Annotated in this window: 21 protein-coding genes and 1 pseudogene; 13 read left to right on the top strand and 9 right to left on the bottom strand. The window is 37.0% G+C overall.

The window, feature by feature from the left end:
• Positions 1-17 precede the first annotated feature (17 nt).
• The 9 genes from LB452_RS00540 to LB452_RS00500 all read left to right on the top strand — a co-directional run bounded on the left by LB452_RS00540 (position 18) and on the right by LB452_RS00500 (position 12,483).
• On the top strand, positions 18-710 hold the full coding sequence (locus LB452_RS00540; protein WP_224459779.1) for an arylesterase: 693 nt from the start codon (positions 18-20) through the stop codon (positions 708-710).
• Between the two features lie 783 nt (positions 711-1,493).
• Positions 1,494-3,137, top strand: a complete 1,644-nt coding sequence (locus LB452_RS00535) for a TldD/PmbA family protein (protein ID WP_224459778.1) — start codon at positions 1,494-1,496, stop codon at positions 3,135-3,137.
• 30 nt (positions 3,138-3,167) lie between these two features.
• On the top strand, positions 3,168-4,481 hold the full coding sequence (locus tag LB452_RS00530) for a TldD/PmbA family protein (protein ID WP_224459777.1): 1,314 nt from the start codon (positions 3,168-3,170) through the stop codon (positions 4,479-4,481).
• A gap of 249 nt (positions 4,482-4,730) precedes the next feature.
• Complete coding sequence (locus LB452_RS00525; RefSeq protein ID WP_224459776.1) at positions 4,731-5,348, top strand: DUF4159 domain-containing protein; 618 nt, start codon at positions 4,731-4,733, stop codon at positions 5,346-5,348.
• 12 nt (positions 5,349-5,360) lie between these two features.
• On the top strand, positions 5,361-6,362 hold the full coding sequence (locus LB452_RS00520; protein ID WP_224459775.1) for an AAA family ATPase: 1,002 nt from the start codon (positions 5,361-5,363) through the stop codon (positions 6,360-6,362).
• Positions 6,363-6,371: 9 nt separating this feature from the next.
• Entirely contained in the window at positions 6,372-7,268 is an 897-nt protein-coding gene (locus LB452_RS00515) for a DUF58 domain-containing protein (protein ID WP_224459774.1), read from the top strand.
• A 1-nt stretch (position 7,269) separates the two neighbouring features.
• A complete protein-coding gene (locus LB452_RS00510) occupies positions 7,270-8,517 on the top strand; it encodes a BatA domain-containing protein (RefSeq protein ID WP_224459773.1) in 1,248 nt (415 codons plus the stop codon).
• A 158-nt stretch (positions 8,518-8,675) separates the two neighbouring features.
• Positions 8,676-10,745, top strand: a complete 2,070-nt coding sequence (locus tag LB452_RS00505) for a hypothetical protein (protein ID WP_322965745.1) — start codon at positions 8,676-8,678, stop codon at positions 10,743-10,745.
• Positions 10,738-12,483, top strand: a complete 1,746-nt coding sequence (locus tag LB452_RS00500; protein ID WP_224459771.1) for a hypothetical protein — start codon at positions 10,738-10,740, stop codon at positions 12,481-12,483. Before LB452_RS00505 ends, LB452_RS00500 begins: the two co-directional genes overlap by 8 nt.
• Before the next feature lie 231 nt (positions 12,484-12,714).
• Here the strand turns inward: LB452_RS00500 and LB452_RS00495 are convergent, their stop codons facing one another.
• Genes LB452_RS00495 through LB452_RS00485 form a run of 3 tightly spaced genes read right to left on the bottom strand, consistent with a single transcriptional unit; the run spans position 12,715 to position 16,898 of the window.
• The gene (locus tag LB452_RS00495) at positions 12,715-15,081 is read right to left on the bottom strand and encodes a DUF2309 domain-containing protein (protein WP_224459770.1); all 2,367 of its coding nucleotides are present in this window, start codon (positions 15,079-15,081) and stop codon (positions 12,715-12,717) included.
• A gap of 4 nt (positions 15,082-15,085) precedes the next feature.
• Positions 15,086-16,549 (bottom strand): proton-conducting transporter transmembrane domain-containing protein, encoded by a 1,464-nt coding sequence (locus LB452_RS00490; RefSeq protein ID WP_224459769.1) that lies wholly within the window; start codon positions 16,547-16,549, stop codon positions 15,086-15,088.
• A gap of 46 nt (positions 16,550-16,595) precedes the next feature.
• Entirely contained in the window at positions 16,596-16,898 is a 303-nt protein-coding gene (locus LB452_RS00485; RefSeq protein WP_224459768.1) for a hypothetical protein, read from the bottom strand.
• Positions 16,899-16,992: 94 nt separating this feature from the next.
• Between LB452_RS00485 and LB452_RS00480 the strand changes: the two genes are divergently transcribed.
• Positions 16,993-17,919 carry a LysR family transcriptional regulator gene (locus LB452_RS00480; protein ID WP_224459767.1) on the top strand — a complete coding sequence of 309 codons (927 nt, stop codon included), beginning with the start codon at positions 16,993-16,995 and terminating at the stop codon, positions 17,917-17,919.
• Between the two features lie 48 nt (positions 17,920-17,967).
• On the opposite strand, the pseudogene LB452_RS00475 reads toward LB452_RS00480, so the two are convergent.
• From LB452_RS00475 to LB452_RS00450, 6 genes and pseudogenes are all read right to left on the bottom strand, one after another.
• Positions 17,968-18,309, bottom strand: a pseudogene (locus LB452_RS00475) (HAD-IA family hydrolase); the annotation flags it as partial.
• 12 nt (positions 18,310-18,321) lie between these two features.
• On the bottom strand, positions 18,322-18,633 hold the full coding sequence (locus LB452_RS00470; RefSeq protein ID WP_224459765.1) for an HAD family hydrolase: 312 nt from the start codon (positions 18,631-18,633) through the stop codon (positions 18,322-18,324).
• A 10-nt stretch (positions 18,634-18,643) separates the two neighbouring features.
• Complete coding sequence (locus tag LB452_RS00465) at positions 18,644-19,432, bottom strand: SDR family NAD(P)-dependent oxidoreductase (protein ID WP_224459764.1); 789 nt, start codon at positions 19,430-19,432, stop codon at positions 18,644-18,646.
• Between the two features lie 123 nt (positions 19,433-19,555).
• Positions 19,556-20,386: an OmpA/MotB family protein gene (locus LB452_RS00460; protein WP_224459763.1), complete on the bottom strand. Its 831-nt coding sequence runs from the start codon at positions 20,384-20,386 to the stop codon at positions 19,556-19,558.
• Positions 20,387-20,503: 117 nt separating this feature from the next.
• Positions 20,504-21,178 carry a TIGR04283 family arsenosugar biosynthesis glycosyltransferase gene (locus LB452_RS00455; RefSeq protein WP_224459762.1) on the bottom strand — a complete coding sequence of 225 codons (675 nt, stop codon included), beginning with the start codon at positions 21,176-21,178 and terminating at the stop codon, positions 20,504-20,506.
• A gap of 43 nt (positions 21,179-21,221) precedes the next feature.
• On the bottom strand, positions 21,222-21,722 hold the full coding sequence (locus LB452_RS00450) for a DUF456 domain-containing protein (protein WP_224459761.1): 501 nt from the start codon (positions 21,720-21,722) through the stop codon (positions 21,222-21,224).
• 78 nt (positions 21,723-21,800) lie between these two features.
• On the opposite strand from LB452_RS00450, the gene hemW reads away from it, so the two are divergent.
• The 3 genes from hemW to LB452_RS00435 all read left to right on the top strand — a co-directional run bounded on the left by hemW (position 21,801) and on the right by LB452_RS00435 (position 25,169).
• On the top strand, positions 21,801-22,931 hold the full coding sequence (hemW, locus tag LB452_RS00445) for a radical SAM family heme chaperone HemW (protein ID WP_224459760.1): 1,131 nt from the start codon (positions 21,801-21,803) through the stop codon (positions 22,929-22,931).
• Between the two features lie 18 nt (positions 22,932-22,949).
• Complete coding sequence (locus LB452_RS00440; protein WP_224459759.1) at positions 22,950-23,318, top strand: MmcQ/YjbR family DNA-binding protein; 369 nt, start codon at positions 22,950-22,952, stop codon at positions 23,316-23,318.
• A 78-nt stretch (positions 23,319-23,396) separates the two neighbouring features.
• On the top strand, positions 23,397-25,169 hold the full coding sequence (locus LB452_RS00435) for a MutS-related protein (RefSeq protein WP_224459758.1): 1,773 nt from the start codon (positions 23,397-23,399) through the stop codon (positions 25,167-25,169).
• Positions 25,170-25,237 lie beyond the last annotated feature (68 nt).

The following is a 25,237-nucleotide window of genomic DNA, read 5'->3' as shown; positions in this document are numbered from 1 at the left end:
TTATAAACCCCTTTGTTATGAGAAACTTAAGGCGCTTTGGCGCAATTATGATAGTACTAATGCTATTTTCCTGTGGAGGGAAAACTGAAAAACAGCCCGAAAACAAAACTTCTGAAGAAGCAAAAACCGAAACTGAAACTAAAGAAAGCGAGAAGGATGTTATTCTTTTCTTTGGGAACAGCCTCACGGCAGGAATGGGCTTAGAACCTTCTGAAGCTTTCCCTACATTAATTCAAAACAGATTGGATTCCCTCGGCTATGATTATGAAGTTGTCAATGCCGGATTGAGCGGTGAAACCACAGCCAGTGGAAAAAACCGGATAGACTGGGTATTGAAACAAAATGTAGATATTTTTGTTTTAGAATTGGGCGCTAACGATGGCCTGCGAGGAATACCGCTGAAGGAAACTCGGCAAAACCTTCAGGACATCATCATTACAGTAAAAACCAAAAATCCAGATACTAAAATCGTTCTTGCAGGCATGCAGATTCCTCCAAATATGGGACAGGATTATACCTCTGAATTTAAGAATATCTTTCCAGAACTGGCCGAGAAAAATGATGTTGCCCTTATTCCTTTTCTTTTGGAAGGCGTTGCAGGCAATCCGGAACTCAACCAGCCCGACGGAATTCATCCCACCGCCGAAGGTTATAAAATCGTTAGAGAAAACGTCTGGAGTGTCTTGAAAGATAAACTAGAGCAGAAGTAAAGAATCCTAATTAGTGATTGTCTAATAAATTCTTTTGCTGTTTAGTTTGATTTTGTTTCTTCTATATTGGGTGATTTACAATACATTGCTTCGTTGCTATAAGTAAGTTTAATGAATTTAGTTTTGTTTGTAGATTCAACTGAAAGTGATACGTTGGATTGGTGTTTTGAATAGTTTTTAGTTATCGTGTTATTTTTCTCGTGACAGGGTTTTAAGAACGTCTGGATTCATAAACAGGATTTAGGTCAGTATAAGTTTATGACTACTCAGGATAATTTTCTAGGTATTTTAATTCTATTTCTGAAAATCACTCTAAAAAAAATCATTTCCTCGAGTTTCTTATAGATTCTAATATTTATTAGATTATAATTTTACAAGATCAATTCAAAATCATGGTCAACAGGCTTGGGACTTTCATTCAGGACACTTTATCATCAGAATCCTTATCAGATTCTGAATATTCCGAAAAATCTTCAGAAGTCATCTTGCCAAGCTGGATTTTTTAGGTCAACCAGAAGTATTAAGAAATGTATCGTAGAGCATAAATTCAGGATGCGCAAAATCTTCTAAAAGAGAATAAGGATGGACTTCCAAATTGTTCTTTTGTTAACATTCAGATTCTACTCAATATTAAGCAGTAAAGTTTAGTAAAAAATATTATTTTAGGCATTAATTAAGAATTATAGCAATAGAATCAACTTTTTGTAAGACATGACGTAATTTGAACTTTGTTGTTTTCTTAATTGTTAAACAAATCATTCAATCAAAAAACAGAAGATTTTTATGAAAAGAAGAAAGTTTGTTCAATTAAGCGGAATGGGTGCAGGTGCAGCCATGTTGGTTCCTTCTATGATGATGGGGAGTAGCATCACAGCCGATGCACTTTTGATGCCTGGCATGGATATCCTAACCAAAAGGAAACTTGCAGATGTAGCTTTGAACACAGCGAGATCTTTGGGATCTACTTATGCTGATGCCAGGATAGGTCGCTATCTCAACCAGTATGTGTTTACGAGAGAAGACAAAGTTCAAAATGTGGTCAATACTGAGTCTTTTGGAATTGGTATTCGTGTGATTGCCAACGGAACCTGGGGATTTGCCTCAACAAATAGCGTGACCGAAGATGGCATCATGAAAGCTACGCAACAAGCGGTAGCTATCGCCAAGGCGAATTCTAAAATTCAAAAAGATCCTGTCCAACTGGCCCCAGTCGAATCACATGGCGAAGTGTCCTGGAAAACTCCGATTAAAAAAGACTTTAAAAAAGTTCCGGTGTCTGAAAAAGTAGATTTATTGCTCAGCGCCAACGCAGCTGCGATGGAAAACGGAGCTAATTTTGTGAATTCCGCCTTGTTTATGGTGAATGAACAAAAGTACTTCGCTTCTACTGAAGGTTCTTATATAGATCAGGACATTCATAGGATTTGGCCAACCTTCGGTGTGACCGCCATAGACCGTGGAGCAGGAAAATTCAAATCCCGTCAAGCCATGAGTGCACCAATGGGCATGGGGTATGAATATATGGATGGTCTTGAGTCTGAGAAACTGGAAGGTCCTTCAGGACTGAGACTATACCGCAATAGTTATGACATCGTAGAAGATGCGACCTTGGCGGCCAAGCAGGCTAAAGAAATGCTTACGGCTAAGTCAGTTCAGCCAGGAAAATACGATTTGGTGTTAGAACCTAACCATTTAGGCTTAACTATTCATGAGTCTGTAGGTCATCCTTTAGAACTGGACCGTGTACTTGGTTATGAAGCCAATTATGCAGGAACGAGTTTTGCCACATTAGATAAGTGGAAATCTGGAGATTTCAAATACGGAAGTGACATCGTTAACCTTGTTGCAGATAAAACTCAGAAACATTCTCTTGGGGCTGTGGGGTTTGATGATGAAGGGGTGAAAACCAAGAAATGGGATTTGGTAAGAAATGGCGTGTTGACCAACTATCAGGCAATTCGGGATCAGGTTCATATGATTGATCAAAAAGAATCTCATGGTTGCTGCTATGCTCAAAGTTGGAACGATGTTCAGTTTCAACGCATGCCAAATGTTTCTCTAGAAGCTGGTAAAGAAAAATACTCAATCAATGACATGATTAAGAATGTAGAAAAAGGAATTTACATCGCAGGTCGTGGGTCTTACTCAATAGATCAGCAGCGCTACAACTTCCAGTTTGGAGGAACTGTATTTTACGAGATCAAGAACGGTGAAATCGTGGGGATGCTGGATGATGTCGCTTACCAGTCCAATACACAGGAATTCTGGAATTCTTGTACCAAAATTTGTGATGAAAGCGACTACCGCATGTTTGGTTCTTTCTTCGATGGAAAAGGTCAGCCTTCCCAAGTAAGTGCTGTTTCTCATGGAAGTTCTACTTCCAGATTTGACGGCGTCAATGTGATCAATACAGGTAGAAGTGTTTAATAATCGGTGAACTAAAAAAGAATTATAGAAATGGCAATATATACCAAAGAAGAAGCAAGACAAATCATGGAAAAAGCCTTGAGCTTTTCTACTGCAGATGCTTGTGTAATCAATATGGGAGGTAGCGAGAGTGGAAACATTCGTTACGCCCGAAATACAGTTTCGACATCTGGACACCGTTCCAATCAAACCCTCGCCGTAGAAGCCAGTTATGGGAAAAAATCTGGGACTGCAACCGTAGACGAATTTGATGATGAATCTTTAAAAAACGTAGTTAAAAGGGCTGAAGAACTGGCAAAACTTTCTCCAGAAAATCCTGAATTTATGGCGCCGCTGGCTCCACAGACTTATGATGACTCTATTACTTTTGTGGAAGCGACAGCGAATATCAAACCAGAATTTCGTGCAGAAGTTGCAGCCAAAAGTATAAATCCAGCTTCAGAACAAGATGTAACCGCTGCCGGTTTTTTGGACGATTCATCTGGATTCAGTGCTATGCTGAACTCCAACGGATTATTCGCTTACAACAAATCTACAGATGTAGGATTTACAGTAACCATGAGAACCAACGATGGCACTGGTTCGGGTTGGGTTTCGAGAGATTTCAATGATGTTCGTAAATTCAATCCGGAAGAAGCCGCTAAAGTGGCGATCGATAAAGCTGTAATGTCCCGTGAAGCGAGAGCCATAGAACCTGGAAAATATACAGTGATTTTAGAACCTGCTGCATCTGCAGACTTGCTTAGAAATATGTCTGGAGCGTTTAATGCCCGTACAGCCGATGAAGGCCGTAGCTTCATGTCCAAAGACGATGGGACCAAAATGGGACAAAAAATTGTTGACGAACGTGTGAATGTTTGGAGTGATCCTTTACATCCCGATGTGCCGACTTCTACGTGGAATGGGGAAGGTTTACCGCTCAAAAAAATGAAGTGGATAGAAAATGGAGTGGTCAAAAATCTGGCTTACAGCCGGTACTGGGCTAAGGAGAAAGGAGTAGATCCTGTACCTTTTCCTTCCAACTTTATCATGGAAGGGGGAGACGCTTCACGCGAAGAACTTATAAAAAGTACTAAACGAGGAATTCTGGTGACAAGGTTATGGTATATCAGGAGTGTAGACCCACAAACTTTGTTGTACACAGGCCTTACCAGAGACGGTACTTTCTACATCGAAAATGGAAAAATAAGATATCCTGTGAAAAACTTTAGATTCAATGAAAGTCCGATTATCATGTTGAATAATTTGGAAGCTCTTGGGGAACAAGTAAGAATCAATGGAAATTTGATTCCTTACATGAAAGTCAGAGACTTCACGTTTACCAGTCTTTCTGACGCGATATAGCTTAAAAATGATATTCAAAAACTGATTGGTGTGACGAGTTCACTCCAATCAGTTTTCATTTTCTATAAACTGTAATAAATAAGTTTTTATTTGTTTATAAATTAGAGAATTGAAATTTCAAGAGTAATTTTAGTTCGAAACAAGACTAACAGCTTCACGAAATTAAGTTTCAAAAACGCAAAACTTATTTTTGATGGAACCTTCAATAACCGTTATTTTCAACTTTAAAGGTGAACAATATATAATGTAATGAGCAGCTTTTTCTTTACAAGACTTCAATACGAATCCGGAGATTGGGATGTGGACCAGCGCATGCCTTCCAATTTGCTCAATTCTCTGGTAGAGTATACCACACTGAAAGTGGATACCGTAGAAAATATTGTTCCTTTGAGCAGTGATGAGGTATTCAAATGTCCGTTTTGCTATATCTCAGGACATAAACTGGTACAATTTACCGCAAAAGAAAAAGCCAACTTTGAAAAATATGTGAATAACGGGGGTTTTGTTTTTGCTGATGATTGTAATCATGACATTGACGGGCTTTTCGCTAAATCCTTTGAGCGTCAAATGGAAGATATTTTTGGTCCTTCAGAATTATCCAAAATTCCTAACACTCATGAGCTGTACAACGTCTTTTTTGAATTTGAAGATGGTCCGCCAACTACATCCCAGGAGCTGAATGGTTGGGGAGATGATCTTGTGCACGAATACCTAAAAGCCATTGTTATAGATGGTAGAATAGGAGTGTTGTACAGCAACAAAGATTATGGCTGCGAATGGGATTATGACTTTAGGAACAAACGATTTTACAAAATAGATAATACCCGATTTGGGGTGAACATCGTGATGTATGCACTTACATCTTAAACCAAGAAAACTATGAATCAGCCACTAGCCGATTTAGACCAGGAAGTCAAAAGACTTACTCAAAAACTCAAAACCCTTAAAGCAGAAATTGCTAAGGTTATTGTAGGTCAGGAAGAAACCGTAGACCAGTTACTTATCACGTTTTTGGCTGGAGGCCATGCGCTTTTGGAAGGTGTACCTGGCTTAGCAAAAACACTTATGATTCGTAGTCTTTCAGAGGCGATAGCACTCGATTTTAATAGAATTCAGTTTACACCAGATTTGATGCCATCAGATATTATTGGAACAGAAATACTTGAGGAAGACCATACCACGGGAAAGAAGTTTTTCGAATTCAATAAAGGACCGATTTTCGCAAACATCATTCTTGCAGATGAAATCAACAGGACGCCTCCCAAAACTCAGGCCGCTCTTCTGGAGGCTATGCAGGAATTTGAAGTGACTTATTCTGGTAAAACTTATAAGCTGGAACGCCCGTTTTTTATTCTGGCCACACAAAATCCAATTGAACAGTCAGGCACGTTTCCATTGCCTGAAGCACAACAGGATCGTTTCCTGTTTTATATTAAAATTGGTTATCCAACCGAAGCTGAAGAAAACCAGATATTAAAATATACTACTGGAACTCAAAAAAACAAAATAAATCCAGTTCTCACCGGTGCAGAAATCCTAAGGTTACAAGAGTTAGTGCGGGAAGTTCCCATCAGTGACGAGTTGATTTCTTATGTGAATACATTGATTCGTGCAACTCGACCAGAAACCAGTAAAAATGAATTTGTAAAAGAATGGGTAAGTTGGGGAGCAGGACCAAGAGCCGGTCAGGCTCTAATTTTAACAGCCAAAGCCCGAGCTTTACTTCAGGGAAGACTGGCTGTAACTTTAAAAGATCTTGAGCATTGCGCTTATCCTGTTTTGCGTCATAGAGTGATTGTGAATTTTAAAGCAGAAGCGGAAAACATTACATCCGATAAGGTAACTTCGGAATTATTGGAATCTATATTTCCTTCAAAATAAATAATTAAAGTGAAGCAAGACTACCGGCAATTACTAAAACCAGAAATCATTAACAGAGTAAGTGGCTTGGCGCTTATTTCCAGAGTTGTGGTAGATGGTCATTTGTCTGGTTTAAACCATAGCCGAAGTTTGGGCTCTGGAATGGAATTTAGCCAGTACCGTGGCTATGAAGTCGGGGATGATATGCGGCTTTTGGATTGGAAAATGCTGGCAAGGTCGGGAAGGTACTTCATCAAGCAATCTGAGATTGAAACCAATATTTTTGTAAAGTTTATACTTGATGCCAGCAAATCTATGCAGCATGAAGAAGGAGGAATAGCTAAAATGGATTTCGCCAGAGTTTTAATAGCTTCTTTAGCTTGGTTGGCTCAATCTCAAGGCGATGCAGTGGGTTTATTTGCTTTGAATGAATACAACTTACATGCCTTGCAACCACGTGTTCAAAAAAAGCATTTCAAACGTTTATTACAAGAATTAATCACTATTGAATCGAGAGGGAAATGGCCTAAAGATCCACAAGCTTTTGAGAAATTACATAACCGAAGTCAAAAGGAACTTATTTTCTTTATTTCAGATTTACATGAAGAAGCTTCAGAATTGACTGATGTTATTACAAGATTGAAAACTTCCAGAAATGAAGTGGTTGTTCTACATATTTTAGGTAATGATGAAATGGAATTCAATTACAAAGGCGCTCTCACATTTGAGGATTTGGAAACGGGAACCAAACTAGAGCTTGATGCAGAAAAAGCGCGTTCTGCCTATTTAAAATCTTTTGAAGATTCCATTAAAGCTACCAAAGATATTCTATTGGCCAACGCTATAAGCTATCAACTGTTTCGACTCAATGATCCTATTGGAGAAGCTCTTCAATTGTTACTAAAAAAACGCACCAACTTCATGTAATATGGTTTTTCTGAATCCTTCATTTTTATGGGCTCTGCTTGGACTTAGCATTCCTTTGGCAATCCATTTGTGGAGCAGAAAGCAAGGAAAAACTATAAAAGTGGGGAGCATTAAATATTTGCAAGATTCAGATTCTAAAAGAAGCAGAAGCATCAAATTGAATGAACTTTGGCTGTTATTACTCAGAATGCTGCTCATCACAATCTTGGTTTTTATCATGTCTGAGCCAAGATGGAATTACAAAACTGAAAATACGCCTATCACTTACTTGGTTGAACCTTCGTTGTTGGATTCTCCAAAATCTAAAAGGCTTTTTGATAGTTTAGCTTTGAAATATGAAGTACGATTTTTACACTCAGAATTTCCTGTTTATGACTCTAAATTTTCAGAAGCAAAACATTTAGAAACTCCTAATTACTGGCAATTAGCCAGAGAAATGCAGTCTTTAAAAACAGATAGTATTGTGGTTTTTACAAATGCATTTTTAACTGGTGTAAAAGGTAAACGGCCGGAGATTGACAAAAATATTTATTGGGTCAGTCTGAATTCCGATGAATCAAAAACTAATCTAGTTGGAACTCTAAAAAGTGAAAATGAGGTTGAAATTATTTCAGCAATAAGCGATGTTGAGGTGTTTAAATTTGAAAAAGAGATACAAAACATTACTCCAGAAAGCAGGGATTCAATTCTTGAAATTGAAAAAGATACTTTAAAAGTAAAAATGTATTCTGAAGACAAATTTAAAACTGAAAGCAAATATTTAAAAGCGTCTTTTTTAGCCATATCAAAATATTTGAGTCATCCGATTAAAATTCAAAATATTAAAAAAGAGGATAGTCTTAAGTTGACATCGAATAATTTATTGGTATGGTTGAGCGGTGATTCTGTTCCAAAAACTGAAGCAAAAGTTTTGAAATTCCAAAAAAATATTTTTTCAAATTCACTAATTGAAGCTGGAGATTTTAAAAATGAATACGTACTAACAGCCTCATTAAATTCAGAAAATAGTATTGAGCAACATTTGGGTGGGCAACTCATAAAATTAATAGACTTTTATCCTGAACTGGAAAAAGGATCTGAAATTTTTGACCGCCGGGTTATGAATCTGGAGCTTTTTAAACCAAATTTTAAAGAAGGCTTGAAATCAAACTCAAAGCAAGAAAGAAAAGAGTTTTCCAACCTTTTATGGTTATTTTTTGTCCTTTTACTCATATCGGAACGAGTATTGTCAAGGTATAGAATGCAATGAAACAAACAGGGAAAAACATATTGATTAGGTTTCAAAAGCAATGGCAACTTATGTTGTGGCTTGAAGTTTTCCTGTATACTTTCAGCTCAGCTATTTTGATCTGGTTTTTAACCCAAAGTTGGGTTTTGAGCTTGACATGTTTTGCACTGATTTTTGTTATGGCACTGTTAATTAAAAAACCATGGAAAATCAACTTACAAATAGCCAGTAACTATGTAGATGCAAATTCAACAAAACTTGAATACAGCAGTTGGTTATTGTTAGAAGAATCTGCTGAACTTACCGGATTGGCCAAGCTTCAGCAACAAAAAATGTCAAATACTTTAGAAGCTGAAATAAAAAGTATAAAACCAGAACATCAACTTAAAACAGCAATCATTATATCGGTATTTTTAGTTGCCATTGGTTATTTAGGATTTTACACTGGGATTTCTGAAAACTTTAATTTCAATAGAAATACAACTTCAAAAGAGAAAACTGCAAGTTTTGTGCCCATCGATTCCTTAGCTGTTAAACACAAGGTTCCAGTATTGAAAAGTCAATTGGTTACTATCAATTATCCTTCATATACCGGTTTGGCAACTGCATCCACTTCAAAAATGGACATCAAAGCCGTGGAGGGCTCTAGAGTGACCTGGGAACTTGATTTTGATGCTGCCGTAGATAGTGTCAGCCTTGAAAGTATGGGTAAACATAGAGAGATGATGAAAACCAATCAAAGCTTTACGGGAAGTACCGCTTTGAATACTTCCGGGTTTTATAATTTTAAATTTACCGATACCTTTGGAGCAACTTATTCCTCAGACCTTTTTACCATAGAAGTCATAAAAGACAAATCACCCTTAATTCGGATAGAAAACCTGAAACAGTTTTCTTCTTTTGATTATACCGATAATAAAGTCTTAAGTTTTGGCGCTTTTATCACAGATGATTTCGGAGTGGGAAACGCTCATATCATAGCAACAGTGAGTAAAGGAACGGGAGAATCTGTGAAATTCAGAGAGGAACAGTTGGAATTTGACGAACCTATGTCGAGTGGAGAAAAGCAATTGAATCTTTCTAAAACTATAGATCTGGATAAGATGAATATGGAGCCGGGTGATGAACTTTATTTTTATGTAGAAGCGCAAGACCTGAGACGACCAAAGGAGAATACGGCCAGAAGCGAAACTTATTTTGCTGTTATCAAAGACACAATTAATTATGGGCCTGGCGTAGAAGGTGGTCTTGGTGTAGATTTGATGCCCGATTATTTTAGAAGTCAGCGGCAATTAATTATTGATACTGAAAAACTAATAACTCAACGCGGAAAAATATCAGAAGAAGAATTCAATTCAACCAGTAATGATCTGGGTTTTGACCAAAAATCACTTCGTCTAAAATATGGTCAATTTATGGGAGATGAAGCTGAAGGATCGTCAACAAATGGCGGAGAAGTCACAGAAGCTATTGACCACGATCATGATCAAGAGGAAGATCCTCTAGCAAAATATTCTCATGCTCACGATAGTGACAACGAGCATAATCTTGTCGAAGATCCTCACGATCATGACCAGGATGAAAACAAGGAAGAGGAAGATCCTCTGGCAGACTATTTACACGATCATGGAGATCCTGAGTCTTCAACTTTATTTACAGATAACTTAAAAAGTAAGCTTAGACAAGCGCTCAATATCATGTGGGATGCTGAGCTGCATCTGCGACTTTATGAACCGGAAAAGTCTTTGCCTTTTCAATATGAAGCTCTGGAACTGATTCAAGACATTAAAAACAGTGCGAGAATATACGTTCACCGCATAGGATTTGATCCGCCGCCAATTAAAGAGGAGGTGAGATTATCTGGTGATATTAAGGACGTTACCAATTTCAATAAAAACGAACAATTTGAGAGTTCAGACGAGTACTCTTTCATAAAGCAAAGTATTTTCAGATTAGAAGAATTGAAAGATTTAAATTCAAAATCAACAGGAATCGATAGAGAGTTATTTGATAAAGCAGGAAGTGAGTTGGCTAAAAAAGCGATTCAAGAACCTGGAAGGTTTTTGAAAACCCTTCAGCAATTGAAACAACTGGCAGAAAGACAGCAAATATCTAAGAAATTAATAATTGAAGTGCAAAAGGGGCTTCTCAAAGCATTACCTGAAGTTGCACCAGAACCGCAGCAGAAATATGGTTTCGGTGGTAAACTCAACGAATTAGTCTTGAAAGAACTGGAATTAAATGAGTGATAGTTTTACATTTTTAAACGCAGCCTGGTTTTGGCCAGCACTTGTATTCTGGGTGATTTTGATTTCGGTTTTCATCTGGAAGGAAAGGGCATTTTCAGGAAACAAAGGCTTTATACTAAAAATTGTTCTGATTTTTCTTGCGGTGTCTTCATTAGCTCTGTTAGCTTTAAAACCAGCTCTTTTGAAAGAAGTTAAGGAAGGAAGAGTTGTAATTACCACCGATAATTTTAAGCAATCCCAATTGGATAGCCTAAAAAAGGCTTATCGAAACCTTAAAGTGATAGATTATAACAACGACGAATCTCTGCTGGGCCTTTCGAATTCTGAAGAAATTTTTGTTTTAGGCAGTGGAATACCAACTTATGATTTGTGGTCTCTAAAGAATATTCCAGTGACTTATCTTCCTGGTCAGGAGTTATCAGGTATAATTAAGCTAAATTATAAACAGGAAAATAACGTTGGGAATCAACTTGATGTCAAAGGTATTTTTGCAAATCCAAGATCTAAAAATCGCTTGGTGCTTGAGGATGCCGGAGGAACTGCTCTGGATTCTTTGATTTTTGATTCTGAGGAGAAAGAGCACTTTCAGCTTTCAACTCATTTGAATGTTTCAGGGAATTTTGTTTTTAGTATTGTAGAAAAAGATTCTTTAGGTGAAGTGCTTAACCGAAATACCTTACCAGTAAAAATTAATGAAAGCAAGACTCCAAGAATTTTAATTCTGAATGCTTTTCCAACATTTGAAATCAAGTATTTAAAAAACTTTTTAGCAGACTTAGGTCATGAAGTCGTCGTTAAAAATCGAATCACTACTGGAAGATATAAGTTTGAATTTTTTAATACTGAACAAAAGAATCTGAGAAGTCTGAATTTTTCAAATTTAGAAGGGTTTGACTTAGTTATTTTAGATGCCGAGTTTTTAAAAAATCTTTCTAATTCAGAGCGGAATGCTTTACTAAAGTCAATAAAAAGTTCAGGATTAGGACTTTTAATACTTGGAGAAGCTAAGGCTTTAAATAATTTAGGTGATTTTTCAGTCTTCACTCCACAGTCAGTTTCAACTTTAGAAGTAGGTTTTGATAAACTTAAAACAGTGAGGTTGGCAATCCAGCCTTACCGGCTTAAACAAGAATTTGGTTTGGCAGAAATTCACACCTCAAATGCTTCAATTTTTAGCGCTTATAAACGCTTAGGGCAGGGAAGAATTGGCACAACGATGCTGAAAGATACCTGGCAGTTGTTACTAGACGGAAAGCAAGATGCCTACCAGCAAATTTGGTCAGAAATTATTGAGGAAGTCAGTAAGAGAGAATCTATTCTAGCTTCATTTTCACCAATAGACAAGTTTGCAGTAAAGGATAAACCTTTTATTTTCCAAATTAGAACTTCATTGGAAAACCCAAAGATTTTTGATCAAAATGACCGCTTGATTCCATTAAAACAAGATTTAAATGCTTCTGAAACATGGAGTGGAGTGACCCATCCATTGTCTCTCGGATGGCAACAATTGAATATGGAGCAAGACTCAACATTAAGTTATGAGTATTATGTGCATCAATCTGAAAACTGGAAATCCCTACGACATTTCAAAACTCAACAAGCTAACTTAAAATTCTTTCAAGAGACATTTACCAGCAATAAGGATATTAGTCAAGTATATGTGGCGATAGATCCATTCTGGTTTTTTGGTATTTTTCTTTTAAGTATGGCTGGTTTATGGTTAATGCCCAAATTATAACTTTCAGTTGAGTGAAATTAATAATTCAGTAGTTTAACGACTTAAGTTTGAGGCTTCTTCGGTCATTTAAAAAACCTCCTATTTGAAACTTCGAGGGTCTGTTTTGGTAAATCTGCGAAATCGAAATCCTTTTTTTTAGTAAAAAAAGTGGTGGGAATTCTAGAGAATTCCCACCACAGTGGACTAACTAACAAATGAATTAACTTTGGATAAAGTTTTTAATTAGAGAGTTTATATTTTTTGCATTCCTTGTAATTCTTTTTCAGCAACTCTTTTTGGAGTAGTCCATTTTAAGTTTTGCTCATAGCTTATAATTTTATTAGAATCGGTCGGATCTATGACCAACAAATAAATCCATTCGTTATCTAGTAGAGATCTGAGGTTTTCATTTTTCTTCAAAATGGAAGTGATTCTTTCTTTTGGAGCCTGAATATAAACAGATAACCTCAAAGGCTTGTGATAGGCTTTCTGATCGGTTTCGTTGATCGATTGCAAAGGCAAACCTCGTTTCAAATCACCACCATTTCCTTGCATGACTCCAAAACTTCCTGTGACATTATGAGTGATTTTTGTGCCTCCGCCATAATTGTCGTTATCTACGGAAGAGAAGTAGTAATGGTTGTTGATCCATTGCGTCACTACCATTGGCCCTTGCATTATGCCTTCCAAAGCTTTTCCTTCTGTATCCATTTTCCAATCGTAAGAATGAAGGAAACAATTTCCATCCAGGTTGATACTTTTAGATAAAGATCGTGGTCCAACGATAAATCCAGCATTTTTAGCAAGTCCCCATTCGGGCCTGGTTTCAGACCAGTCGTTTGTTTTTTTATGGGCAGCTTTTATGCTGTTGTTTGAATTCCCTAGACGTTCAGTAATTGCTGAGTGCTGGGCTTTTAGAAGATTCTCTTTCAGTTTTGATAATTGATCTCTATGCGACATAGGCAACTCAGAATCGAATATCACAATTTCATCTGTGGTAGTATTATGCTCCGCTCCCAGGAAGAATGTATAATCTGGTATATGGACATTCTGTTCTTTTAAAGCTTCTCTTACTTCGGGTTGGTTGGCCAGTTTAGCCAGCATTCGTGCATTATGTCTTCCAGGACTGGCAGCGCATGCCCCGCAATCTAGACTGGATCCAAAAGGATTATTAGCAGAATGACTACCGTGTCCTACGAAAAAAATTAGTGGTGAAAAGGTTTTCCAACCTGTTAAATAGAAGGCAGATTTTACGATAGCTGTTTTTTCTTCCAGACTTACGCCTTCGAAAGCAGATGAATTGTTTATGGATTGTATATCGGGAGCGCAGCTTCCTTCAAAAGACTTTTTCTCTTTCTTTTCTGAATTATAAAGACGATCTGGCATGAGTGTTCTCAGAAAAAGTGAAACCCCATAAAAGAAACCTGATCCTTCTACATAACCGAATGCTGAAGGTAGCATGTGTTTCATGCGCTTCAGAAAGTAATGTGTGAATTTTTCTCTTTCCTGGCGTTTATGATAATTGTCAATTTCTTGATGGTTTTCACCTTTTGCTTTTTCAGAGACTGTATAAGCCGAAGCTAAAATGGGCGGACATGATTTTTTGACAAGTCCATCACTTAAATTTTCGTAATCCATAGCTATCCCAAAAAAGCCTGCATATCCAAAGGTTTCATAATTCCCTTTGGATTCCACATGTCGTCGAATCAATTCTGATCGTGTATCGATACAAAATACCAATTGTGCTTCAGGAGTATCGATTTCTGTTTTGGATGATGTAGTGGTTTCGGAAGTTTCAAGAATTGTTTCTAGTTCTTTGGATAATTTGTTCTGCCAGGTTTTTTCCCAGGCTTTCAACCACAGGTATTGCAGGTCGCTTTTTTCATTTTTTTCTGGGTGATCTTTTTCAGCGTGTAAAAGTTCATAACCAAGATTATTTGCTATTGAAAGTCTAACCGCAAGGTAATCTTCCAAAGTGATGCTGAATTTGTTTTGCCATTCTGAATTTGTTTCTGCTCTGTATTTGATGTAGCCCGTCCACCCGGGTAGGGCAGATAAATGCTGCTCCAGGATTTTTATTTGTTCTTCTTCAGTATATTTTTTGAATAATTCCTCTAAAGATTCAAGATTTTCCTCAGGTAAAGCAACTAAAGGTTTCAATTTGAATTCATGATCGTAACGAACTAGGGATCTCCAGGCTTTATAGAATCCTTTTTCTTTATTAGGCATACTCCATTCAGCAAGTCCTTCATCCATAAACGTCATCAGCCATTTGATGACAAGTCTATCGACTTCATGATGAGGGTTTTTTGACTCCGTAATTTGGGATTCCATCTGAGAGAGACTCTCTTCAGCAGAAAAATTTATTTTATTTCTTTTGAAAAGATTATTCAATTCCTGCTCATCAATCTCTCCTAGTTGCCAAGCGTTTCTGAAGGTAGATACGCCTGGGAGAAGATGTCCACCAACTAATTGCGTCGCATCTGCAGTGGCTTGCTTAAAATGTCTGTTTTCATAACCAGTCAGCGGGTTTGAAGTTACAAAAGCATATAGCGGCCAGGTTTTCCCAATCACATGGGATGCAGAATCAATCTTTTGTAAAATGCTGTCTCGTTTCATAAATCTATTTTTTATAGTAATGAATAGTTTTTTTGTAAGGCTGTGATAAATTCAAAAGCTTAACATAGAGCCATGGCGATTTTCTATATATGCCAAGTTTCATAATAAAAAATCCAATCAAAAAGATGATTCCAAAGACCACTTGAAGCGTATCCAGAGTTTGCGGAGCCTGTATCATTGGCATCTCAGACATTAAATGCGTGACACCATTGAAAATAATAGCGTAAACACTAATTCCTACACTAAAGAGAAGAGCAGAAACTCCAATTTTTTCTGTGTAGGAAAGGCTTTGCTCTTTAACAATATTGTAAGTAGCCTGCCCAACGGTTATAGCGACTATAAGTGTAAGAAAAATACTACTATCGGTCATGCTGGTTTTTCCGGTGAGATAAGAGAATAATAAAGCCCCCAAAACTCCGAAGATAGCAACAGCCACCGCTTGCAAAACTGTTATTTTGAGACGTGGCGATTCTTGTGGCGAACTTTGTGAGACTTGCTCACCTGAGGATAGAAATAAGTAAGCTTTATAAAATCCATGTAAAATGAGGTGAGCTACCGCTGCATTAAAAAATCCTAAACCGCATTGCATGATCATAAAACCCATTTGTGCAATAGTCGAGCAGGCGAGTTTATGTTTTACGTTTACCTGTATCAACTTCTGAAATTGAGCTAGAATTGCAGTAATTCCACCTATGATAAATAAAATCCAAAGTGTATCGGAAAGAATGATCAAGTGAGCAAATAGGGTGAGCAATAAGCCTGAACCGTTGACAAATCCAGCATGCATTAGAGCAGAGGCAGGAGTTGGTGAAGTCATCGCCGAGAGCAACCACTTATGAAAGGGGAAAATTGCAGATTGAATGATGGCGGCGATGATGATCAGTAAGCAAGAAAGAATGAGCATGAAAGAATTAAATTCACTTGTAGCCATCAATCCTTGTAATGTAAACTGACCGCTATCATAGCAGAGTACGAGAATGCCTGCAGCCAATATTATAGTGCCAGACATAAAATACCTAAGCGAAAACTTTTCTGCTTGTCTTGCTTCCCCCCAGCTTTTATGAACACCGATAAGTTTTGCCATAAAATAGCCCATGGCTAACCACGAAATTAATAAGGCTACAATGTGATTTGACATCACGAAAAGCATAACAGACAAGGTGAAACCTATGCTTAAAAGCGAAAAACGTTTTTGGTATTGAAAACCTGCTAGGTAATTTTTAGAATAACTACTCACTATTGAACTGAAGAACAGAACAGCAGTCCAGATTAGAAGTGTGAATCCGTTAATCCTAAAAATGCCTAAGTAGTCCCATTTGCGAAGATATATCTGATAATAAATTAAAGCTGAAATACATGTAACGAGTAAAAACCAATGGATTGGAGCAGAAATCTTAGAAAGTAAAGGGATCGATTGGTTCTGCTCATGGGTTTGGGTTTCATTTGCAGATAGAGTATAACTTTCCATAGTTGAATTTTAGAGATTGAGATTAAAGCGAGAATGCAAATGAAGTCTAGTCGATAGGCTTCAAATTCAAAACTCCATCGATGCTCAATTTTTTACCCTCTTTTTTGATGTTAGAGAGATAATGATCAATTGCTTTCTTTTCGTTTTCTAATTCTTGAATTCTCTGTATGTAAGGTTTTGGATCCTTATTGTGATCTTGTTCCCAGTGTTGTAAATTTTCGATTTTGTGGTAGTTTATTTTTTGATCGATCAAAGCATGAAGAATATCTGAAGCTTGAGATGGAGTAAATTCACCCTCTACTAATTTTACTTTTTTGTCCTTGATTGTAAAAGTTTGATTTGTTTCCATTGTTAAATATTATTTTGATTTATGATGCAAATATTATAATTTAGATCCATAAATTATTATTTATATACTTTTATACAAAGCATAAAAAAATATTATGAATTATACATTACATCAATTGATCATATTTTCAGAGATAGCAAATTCAAAGAGTATAACCAGAACAGCAGAAAAACTTCACTTAACTCAGCCGGCTGTTTCCATACAATTAAAAAATTTTCAGGACCAATTTTCAATTCCGCTTACTGAAGTGGTTGGGCGCCAGCTTTATGTGACAGATTTTGGAGATGAAATCGCAGCAGCTGCCAAAAAAATACTCGATGAGGTAGAAGCTATTAACTACAAATCCAACGCCTTTAAAGGAAAGTTATCAGGTAGAATAAAAATCTCAATTGCGTCTACGGGGAAAAATGTGATGCCTTATTTCTTATCAGAATTCATGAACATTCACAGTGGTGTGGACTTGGTTATGGACGTCACAAATAAAACTAAAGTGATAAGGAGTCTGGAAAAGAATGAAGTTGATTTTGCTCTTATTTCTGTGTTGCCCAAAAAATTAAAAGTTAATTCTGTGGAACTTATGCATAATGAACTTTTTCTTGTCGGTGGAAAGCAAATAACTCAAGAGCAGCTTGCGGAGGGAGAACAACTCCTCAACAAACTTCCTTTACTTTATAGGGAAGAAGGCTCTGCAACACGTAACGCTATGGAAACTTTTATTCAAAAAAATGGTTTCCAAATAAGAAAAAAAATTCAGTTGACGTCCAATGAAGCTGTAAAGCAAGCAGTCATTGCTGGATTGGGCATTTCAATAATGCCGCTCATCGGTATAAAAAATGAACTTAAAGCAAAAGATCTTCAGATAATTCCTATCGAGAGTCTGCCCATTTCAAGCATGTGGCAGGTAACCTGGCTTTCCTCAAAAAAATTAAACCCTGTTGCAACGGCTTTTTTAGATCATTTGAAGATTGAAAAGAACAAAATTGCAAAAAAGCATTTTGCATGGACTGAAGCTTACCGATGATTTTTCAAAACTACAAACATGACGTTAAAAGAGGATTTATAAATAAAGTTATGATTCTAACTTTAAATGTAATTCAATTAAACTTTTAATAGTGAGTGTTGGCTTCTCTGCATTAGGGTATAAATATTTTCCTTGCCTCTGTAAAAAAGCAGTTTGCATTCCTATCTTTTTAGCACCCATGATATCCCAGGCATGAGCGGCGATCAACATGGCGTTTTTAGGTAGGCAGTTTTCTTCTCTCAGCACATGCTGATAAGTCTCTGGATGAGGTTTGAATTTTTTAACTGATTCTACGCTATATGCGGCATCAAAATAAATATTCAGGCCAGAAGAGTTCATTTGTTTTTCTAGAGTTTCTTTGCCTCCATTGGTTAATGCAACCAATTTAAACCCCTGTTGTTTTTAACACTCTAAACTTTCCAAAACATCTGGATGTGGTTTCAATTGAGTGATAACTGAAAGTGTGGATTTTACCTCTTCTTCTGAAATTGATTTCGAAAAGCTTCGGGCAGCCATCTTTAAAGTTGCAGCCCCGATTTCACCAAAATCTGAATAGCTACCTGTTAAAGTTTCTACCATGGCAAATTGTATCAGTTTTGGAAACCAATGGTCAAAAGCTTCAGACGAGCCAAGCAATTGATTGATGTATTCTTTCAAAGGGGAAAGGTCGAGTAAAGTTTCATTGACATCAAAAATAAGAAGTTCAGGTTTCATGGTTTTAGTTTTACATAGCTCTATGGAACTCTGTTTTATCACGGTAAGATTCGTAGCGTTCTTTTGCTATTTTATCCATTTCAAGAGGTCTATTGATGTTGGTTTCAATGTCCTTTTTACGTTGCTTACCTCCCAAAATCACATCGATATCTTTGTTTAGTAAACCTTCTATCGACTTTCTGGCTACCAACTCTGCAGTGTCCATGTTTTCAATTTTGGAGGTAATCATCATATCTGTATCGGTGGCAGTAGGGTAGACTGTCATTACATGTATATTTTCAAATACGAGTTCTCTCCGCATGGCTTCAGAAAAATGTTTCACCCCTGCTTTGGTCGCAGCGTATACCGAGTAAAAAGGTTTAGCAATGTATCCAAGTCCAGAAGAAATATTCATCAGTCCAGCTTCTTCGCTTTTGAGAAGCAAAGGCAAAGCCTTTTTTGTCAATAAAATAAGACCTGTAAGGTTGATGTTGATTTGATTGATGATATCTACATCAGAAATAGTTTGTAGAGATCCTGTGCTTATCACTCCAGCATTGTTGATGAGCAAATCAAGGTTTCCCCACTGTTTATCAACCTCTTTCACTAATCTTTCTATATCTGAAAGTTGTGATACATCTCCCTGAACTAGTATGAAATTGATGTTTTCAAAATCTTTTTTCAGTTTGTCCAGTTTATCTTGCGACCTGCCAATTATAGCAAAATCATTTACTCCGTGTGAAATAAGTTCTCTGAGTAAAGCTTTTCCAATGCCAGCGCTACCCCCTGTGATCAGTACTTTTTTTCCTTTTAAGTCCATATTAAATTTTTTATTCAATTTAATTTTAAATTTTAAACATGGAAAACTTTTGAATTAAATTATTTGGCATAAAAAAAGCCTCGCTTAAAACTTTAAGCGAGGCTTTTTTATATTTAATGGATATTATTCGCTATCTAACATAGCAAAGAATTTATCAAGATTTGGCATAATAACTATTTGAGTTCTACGGTTTTTAGCCATGTTCTCTTTAGAATTATTTGGAACAACAGGATCATAACTTGAACGTCCTGCTACAATCAATTGCTCTGAAGGGACATTGAATTTAGTTTCAAGTCTTCTCACAACTGCAGCACTTCGTCTTGCACTCAAGTCCCAGTTATCAACTATATAGCTTTCTTCTTTAATAGTTCTGCTGTCGGTGTGTCCTTCTACCAAAACCTCCAATGATGGTTCAGATTTAATGACATCTGCGATTCTAGATAGGATATCATCGGCGTTTCTACCTACGCTAAAGCTACTATCACCAAACAATAGATTGTCATCAATATTGATTTTGACCATGGTTTCTTCGATGGAGAGGTTAAGATCTTTACCAGAATCTCCTAATTTTTTTGAAATATTATGAGAGATAGCAATATTTAAAGAGTCTTTCAATGAAGTTGCTCCTGCTAGTTTTGATGCTGGAACATCTTTCAGTGTTTTTCTCATGGCTTGTTTGTTCTTTTCTGAAAGCACAAGACTTTCATTAGGAACACTTACCATCATGCCGTCTTTTTCAGTTTGTAGCGAAGCAATTTTGTTATTGTAACGCTCTACACGCATTTCGATTTGGTTCATTTGATTCTCCAACTCTTGCTTTTCAGTTCGAGTTTGCATCAATTCTGATTTTGTGTCGTCACGATCTTTCTCCAGTTCGGTGTACTTTTTCTTGGATACACAACTCGATAACATTGCAACTGCACTTAAGGTTAGAATTATTTCTCTGGTTCGCATAATTTGTTGTTTTGATTTGTTGAGGTAAATAACGCCATTTTGCTATAGTATGTTGTAAGGGTTGACTTAGAATTTCGTTAAAATATTTGATTAGCGTGGTTTATTCCCCTTTTGAAACTAATTATCAGGATAAAAACGTTTGAGTCGACGTGCTGAAATTCCGATTTTAAAAAAGAAAACTAAAAGGGTATCAATGACTAGTTGTTTAATTACTCCTTTTTTCGCAAATCTTCGATTGGAAGTTTGGACTGAAGATTTCAGCTTTTTGAATAGTCCATGTTTGCGGATTCGTTTCTGGATTTCTACATCCTCCATAAAATCGATGTTTTTGTAGCCATTGATGTTTTGAAAGTTTTCTGCTTTAAAAAACATTCCATGATCGCCGTAGGTAAAAAACTCTAAACTGAATTGACTACACCACCTGTAAAATTTGAAAATAGGATGAGAATCATCCATCTTAAGCCTAAAGCTTCCTCCAATTACTTTTGGATTTTGCATTAGAGCTAATACGTCATTGTAAAAAGTCTTTGGTAAAAATGTATCTGCGTGGAGGAATAGAAAAACATCTCCTTTGGCATGTCCTGCACCGTAATTCATTTGTACGGCTCTGCCTTTTTTGGATTGAAGCACATTTATATTTTTGAATTTTTGAACAATTTCTAAAGTTTTGTCTAAGCTGCCGCCATCTACAACGATGACTTCATAATGGCCTGGAAGCTTCAAGGTATGCTTAAGGACTTCAGTAATCAACTTCTCTTCATTTAACGCCGGTATTATGATACTAATGAGCATAAAGCAATGTGTCTAAAGGCAATAAGGTTAATAAGAAGCAAAATCAGAATAAAAACTCCCTATACTGAATGAGTTTGTAACAGAAAATGATAATGAATGCCAAAGCTACTATAAACTCGACAAAAGTGGAGGCCAAAAATCCGATAAACGAACCAAAAGCTGCTCTGAGTGCCTGTTTACTTTCCATTTTAGAAAAGACAAGTTCTGCAATATAAGCGCCCAAAAAGGGAAAAACCAAAACAGTTAATGGAATAGGGGCAAAGATACCAACAACGAGTCCAATGCCAGCACCGTACATGCCGTATTTGCTACCGCCAAATTTTTTAACCCCCAGCATCGGAATGAGGTAATCCAATATAAAGATAACTACCGTTATGCCAAAAGTGATCCATAGCAAGTTGGAGCTGATATCTACTTCTGGCACGAAATAGAGGAGGAGGATTCCAATCCATGATGTGGGCAGTCCAGGTAAAACGGGAAGAAAACTACCTATGATTCCAACGATACAACAGATAAAGCCAAGACTGATGAGAAGGATGCTCATGTGTTTATTTTGTGTCAAATTGAACTTAAACATAAAGAATTAGACTTTGTAAATCTTACTTTTGTTTAAAATTATTTCATGAGTTCGCTTTATATTCATATCCCTTTCTGTAAGCAAGCTTGCCATTACTGCGATTTTCATTTTTCGACGTCGTTGAAGTATAAAGACCAATTGATACAGGCAATCTGCAAGGAACTTGTAATGCGAAAAGATGAGCTGCCAGGTGCGGTTGAGAATATTTATTTTGGTGGCGGGACTCCGAGTTTGCTGTCTGAAAATGAATTGAATTTAATTTTTGAAACGATTTATTCTGAATATAAAATCGTAAAAACCCCTGAAATTACTTTGGAAGCTAATCCGGATGATCTGGATCTGGAGTATTTGCAAATGCTGTCCAGAACTAAAGTCAACCGTCTGAGCATAGGTGTACAGTCGTTTTTTGAAAAGGATCTGAAGTTGATGAATCGCGCGCATAATGCTGAAGAAGCAGAAACTTCGATTCTGCTAGCCAAACAATTTTTTGATAATATTTCTATCGACTTGATTTACGGCATTCCAGATATGAGCGAAGAACGGTGGAAAGGGAATCTAACTAAAGCTCTGGAGCTGGACATTCCTCATATTTCTAGCTATGCCCTTACGGTAGAGCCGAATACCGCTTTAAAGCATTTTATCGACAAAGAAATCATTCCGCCTGTAGACGACGACTTAGCCAAATCGCATTTTGATATTTTGGTAGAAACTATGGAACAAAACGGTTTCGAAAATTATGAGTTTTCCAATTTTGGAAAAACCGGCTATTATTCTCAGAATAACACCGCCTACTGGACAGGTAAATTTTATCTGGGGATTGGTCCTTCAGCACACAGTCATGTTAATGCGACAAGAAGCTGGAACATTAACAACAATCCTAAATACATCAAAGCTATTGAAGTTGGAGAACTGCCAGCAGAGCGAGAAGAATTATCGTTGACCGATCGCTACAACGAATACATTATGACAGGTCTTAGAACTAAGTGGGGCGTTAATGTAAAACTTGTTGAAACTGAATTTGGTCTTAATTACGCCGCCTACCTTATGGACCAGATTCAAGATTACCAGCAGCAAGGATTGTTGGCTTTAAATGGCGACATGCTGAACGTCACAGCAGAAGGGAAATTCCTTTCAGATGGAATTGCATCAGAACTCTTTATGCTGAATTTGAAGTAGTAGAATTTAAATTGTGATATGAATATCGAAGAATTCAGAACTTACTGCTTAAGCAAACCAGAAGCGACTGAAGACTTTCCTTTCGATAATGACACTTTAGTTTTCAAAGTGAAAAATAAGATATTTGCTCTCACTTCCCTTAAGAAGTGGGAAGCTGGTGACCGTGGCATCAACTTGAAATGCGATCCCCAAAAAGCCATAGAGTATCGAGAGCAATACCCAGATGAAGTCTTTCCTGGGTATCACATGAACAAAAAGCATTGGAATACGGTGGTTGTCGACGGTCCACAACTTACTCCCAAGTTCATTCAGCATCTCATCAATCACAGTTATGAGTTAGTAGTAAGTAAATTACCAAAATCTCAGCGACAAGGTCTGCTTCCCTAATCGAATTCAATAAACTTCATCATTTCATAGCGGCAGATAATTCAATAACTCTATTTTTGCAGCTTAATTTTCATGTATATGTCAACTCCTGGATCTATTTATTCTGAATTTATTACTCGATATACCAAAGATTTAAAAGCGGTAAAAACTCAACTATTCTGGTCGAGTATGATTCGGTTGGGGATTTTTCTTGCAGTAGCCTTCGCAGTTTATTTTTTCTGGTCATCCACAAGAATCGTGATTGGATCTATCATAATTGGAATTGTGATCTTTTTAATTTTAGTTACAAGACACTCTAAAATCCAGTATAAAAAAGCCAAACTGAAAGCCTTGCTTCAGCTCAACGAAACTGAGCTAAAGGTTTTAAAACGAGAATTCACAGACTTGCCATCAGGGGAGCAGTACAAAAATCCAGAGCACGAATTTAGTCAGGACATTGACATTTTCGGGAAGCATTCGTTTTTTCAATACCTGAATAGAACCGCTTTAAAAGAAGGTGAGGAAAATTTGGCTTACAAGTTGACTTCCAATTCCGTCGATCATATTGAGCCTCGGCAGGAAGCAATCAAAGAATTAGCAGAAAAGGTAGAACTAAGACAAAATTTCACCGCAGATGCCAAGTTAGTCAACACCGAAACCAAAGCCAGCAGTATCGTTAACTGGATTACTCAGTATAAAACGTTTGTCCCAAAATGGATGTCCTGGTTTCCAAAAGTCTTTTCAGTAGTGTCTTTGGTGGTGATTGCTGCTTACTTTTTCAATATCCTCACTGGAGCTCAATTGCTACTTTGGTTTATAATTGGTTTGGGAATTACGGGAGCATTTTTAAAACGAATCAACAAATTGTCCAGCCACGTGAGTCAGGCGCAAAGCACTTTTCAGCAGTACTTTAAACTCTTAAAACTAATAGAAGATGCTGAGTTTAAATCAGATTTACTTCAAAACTATCAAAATCAAATCCACGCAGATTCAACAAAAGCCAGTCAGATTCTAAAAACACTTTCTAAGCATATCGATGGTTTGGATCAGCGAAATAATATCTTACTGGGAATTGTCCTCAACGGATTTATGCTTCGCGACCTAACACAATCCCTCAAAATTGAGAAATGGATTACAACTCACGCCAGTCAAGTACAAAATTGGTTTGAAATTATAGCAGAAATGGATGCTTACAATAGTTTAGCGAACTTCCATTTTAACCACCCAAATTATGTCTTTCCGGAAATCAAGGGAAACGGAAGCTTTACCAAAACTCAAGGTGCAGTTCATCCGCTCATCGATCCTGAAGATGCGGTGAGAAATGATTTTGAAATCAAGGACAACGAATTTTTCATCATCACTGGAGCCAACATGGCTGGAAAGAGTACGTTTTTGAGAACTGTTTCATTACAAATCGTCATGTCCAACGTAGGTCTTCCCGTTTGCGCTACTTCTTGTGAGTATGTGCCGACCAAACTCATTACCAGCATGCGTACGGTGGATTCTCTAGCTGATGAAGCCTCTTACTTTTTTGCTGAACTCACCCGACTCAAATATATTGTAGATCAAATTCAAACCGATAAATACTTCATAGTATTGGATGAAATCTTAAAAGGAACAAACTCTACAGATAAAGCCATCGGTTCCAGAAAATTTGTGGAGCGTTTGGTCAAAGCCAATGCCATTGGCATCATTGCGACTCATGACTTGAGTTTATGCGAAGTCGCTGATGACTTACCACAGGTTCAAAACTACTATTTCGATGCTGAAATCATTGACGACGAATTGAATTTCGATTACACTTTAAAGAGAGGCGTTTGTAAGAATATGAACGCTTCTTTCTTGCTGAAGAAAATGGACATTGTGGAATAGGTAATAATTCAAGCGTAAAATGTTTTCTTGTCATCCTATTAAAAAGCAAAAGATTCCTCGTCGAAGCT

Origin of the sequence: Psychroflexus longus, from assembly GCF_020164595.1 — a bacterium.
In the GTDB taxonomy this organism is placed as follows: Bacteria; Bacteroidota; Bacteroidia; order Flavobacteriales; family Flavobacteriaceae; genus Psychroflexus; species Psychroflexus longus.
This window is presented reverse-complemented; position numbering and strand designations above follow the sequence as displayed.

Excerpts from the sequence above, each read along its gene's own strand:
- LB452_RS00540 (WP_224459779.1), top strand. The coding sequence starts at position 18 with ATGAGAAACTTAAGGCGCTTTGGCGCAATTATGATAGTACTAATGCTA.
- LB452_RS00535 (WP_224459778.1), top strand. The coding sequence starts at position 1,494 with ATGAAAAGAAGAAAGTTTGTTCAATTAAGCGGAATGGGTGCAGGTGCA.
- LB452_RS00530 (WP_224459777.1), top strand. The coding sequence starts at position 3,168 with ATGGCAATATATACCAAAGAAGAAGCAAGACAAATCATGGAAAAAGCC.
- LB452_RS00525 (WP_224459776.1), top strand. The coding sequence starts at position 4,731 with ATGAGCAGCTTTTTCTTTACAAGACTTCAATACGAATCCGGAGATTGG.
- LB452_RS00520 (WP_224459775.1), top strand. The coding sequence starts at position 5,361 with ATGAATCAGCCACTAGCCGATTTAGACCAGGAAGTCAAAAGACTTACT.
- LB452_RS00510 (WP_224459773.1), top strand. The coding sequence starts at position 7,270 with ATGGTTTTTCTGAATCCTTCATTTTTATGGGCTCTGCTTGGACTTAGC.
- LB452_RS00505 (WP_322965745.1), top strand. The coding sequence starts at position 8,676 with ATGGCACTGTTAATTAAAAAACCATGGAAAATCAACTTACAAATAGCC.
- LB452_RS00500 (WP_224459771.1), top strand. The coding sequence starts at position 10,738 with ATGAGTGATAGTTTTACATTTTTAAACGCAGCCTGGTTTTGGCCAGCA.
- LB452_RS00495 (WP_224459770.1), bottom strand. The coding sequence starts at position 15,081 with ATGAAACGAGACAGCATTTTACAAAAGATTGATTCTGCATCCCATGTG.
- LB452_RS00490 (WP_224459769.1), bottom strand. The coding sequence starts at position 16,549 with ATGGAAAGTTATACTCTATCTGCAAATGAAACCCAAACCCATGAGCAG.
- LB452_RS00485 (WP_224459768.1), bottom strand. The coding sequence starts at position 16,898 with ATGGAAACAAATCAAACTTTTACAATCAAGGACAAAAAAGTAAAATTA.
- LB452_RS00480 (WP_224459767.1), top strand. The coding sequence starts at position 16,993 with ATGAATTATACATTACATCAATTGATCATATTTTCAGAGATAGCAAAT.
- LB452_RS00470 (WP_224459765.1), bottom strand. The coding sequence starts at position 18,633 with ATGAAACCTGAACTTCTTATTTTTGATGTCAATGAAACTTTACTCGAC.
- LB452_RS00465 (WP_224459764.1), bottom strand. The coding sequence starts at position 19,432 with ATGGACTTAAAAGGAAAAAAAGTACTGATCACAGGGGGTAGCGCTGGC.
- LB452_RS00460 (WP_224459763.1), bottom strand. The coding sequence starts at position 20,386 with ATGCGAACCAGAGAAATAATTCTAACCTTAAGTGCAGTTGCAATGTTA.
- LB452_RS00455 (WP_224459762.1), bottom strand. The coding sequence starts at position 21,178 with ATGCTCATTAGTATCATAATACCGGCGTTAAATGAAGAGAAGTTGATT.
- LB452_RS00450 (WP_224459761.1), bottom strand. The coding sequence starts at position 21,722 with ATGAGCATCCTTCTCATCAGTCTTGGCTTTATCTGTTGTATCGTTGGA.
- hemW (WP_224459760.1), top strand. The coding sequence starts at position 21,801 with ATGAGTTCGCTTTATATTCATATCCCTTTCTGTAAGCAAGCTTGCCAT.
- LB452_RS00440 (WP_224459759.1), top strand. The coding sequence starts at position 22,950 with ATGAATATCGAAGAATTCAGAACTTACTGCTTAAGCAAACCAGAAGCG.
- LB452_RS00435 (WP_224459758.1), top strand. The coding sequence starts at position 23,397 with ATGTCAACTCCTGGATCTATTTATTCTGAATTTATTACTCGATATACC.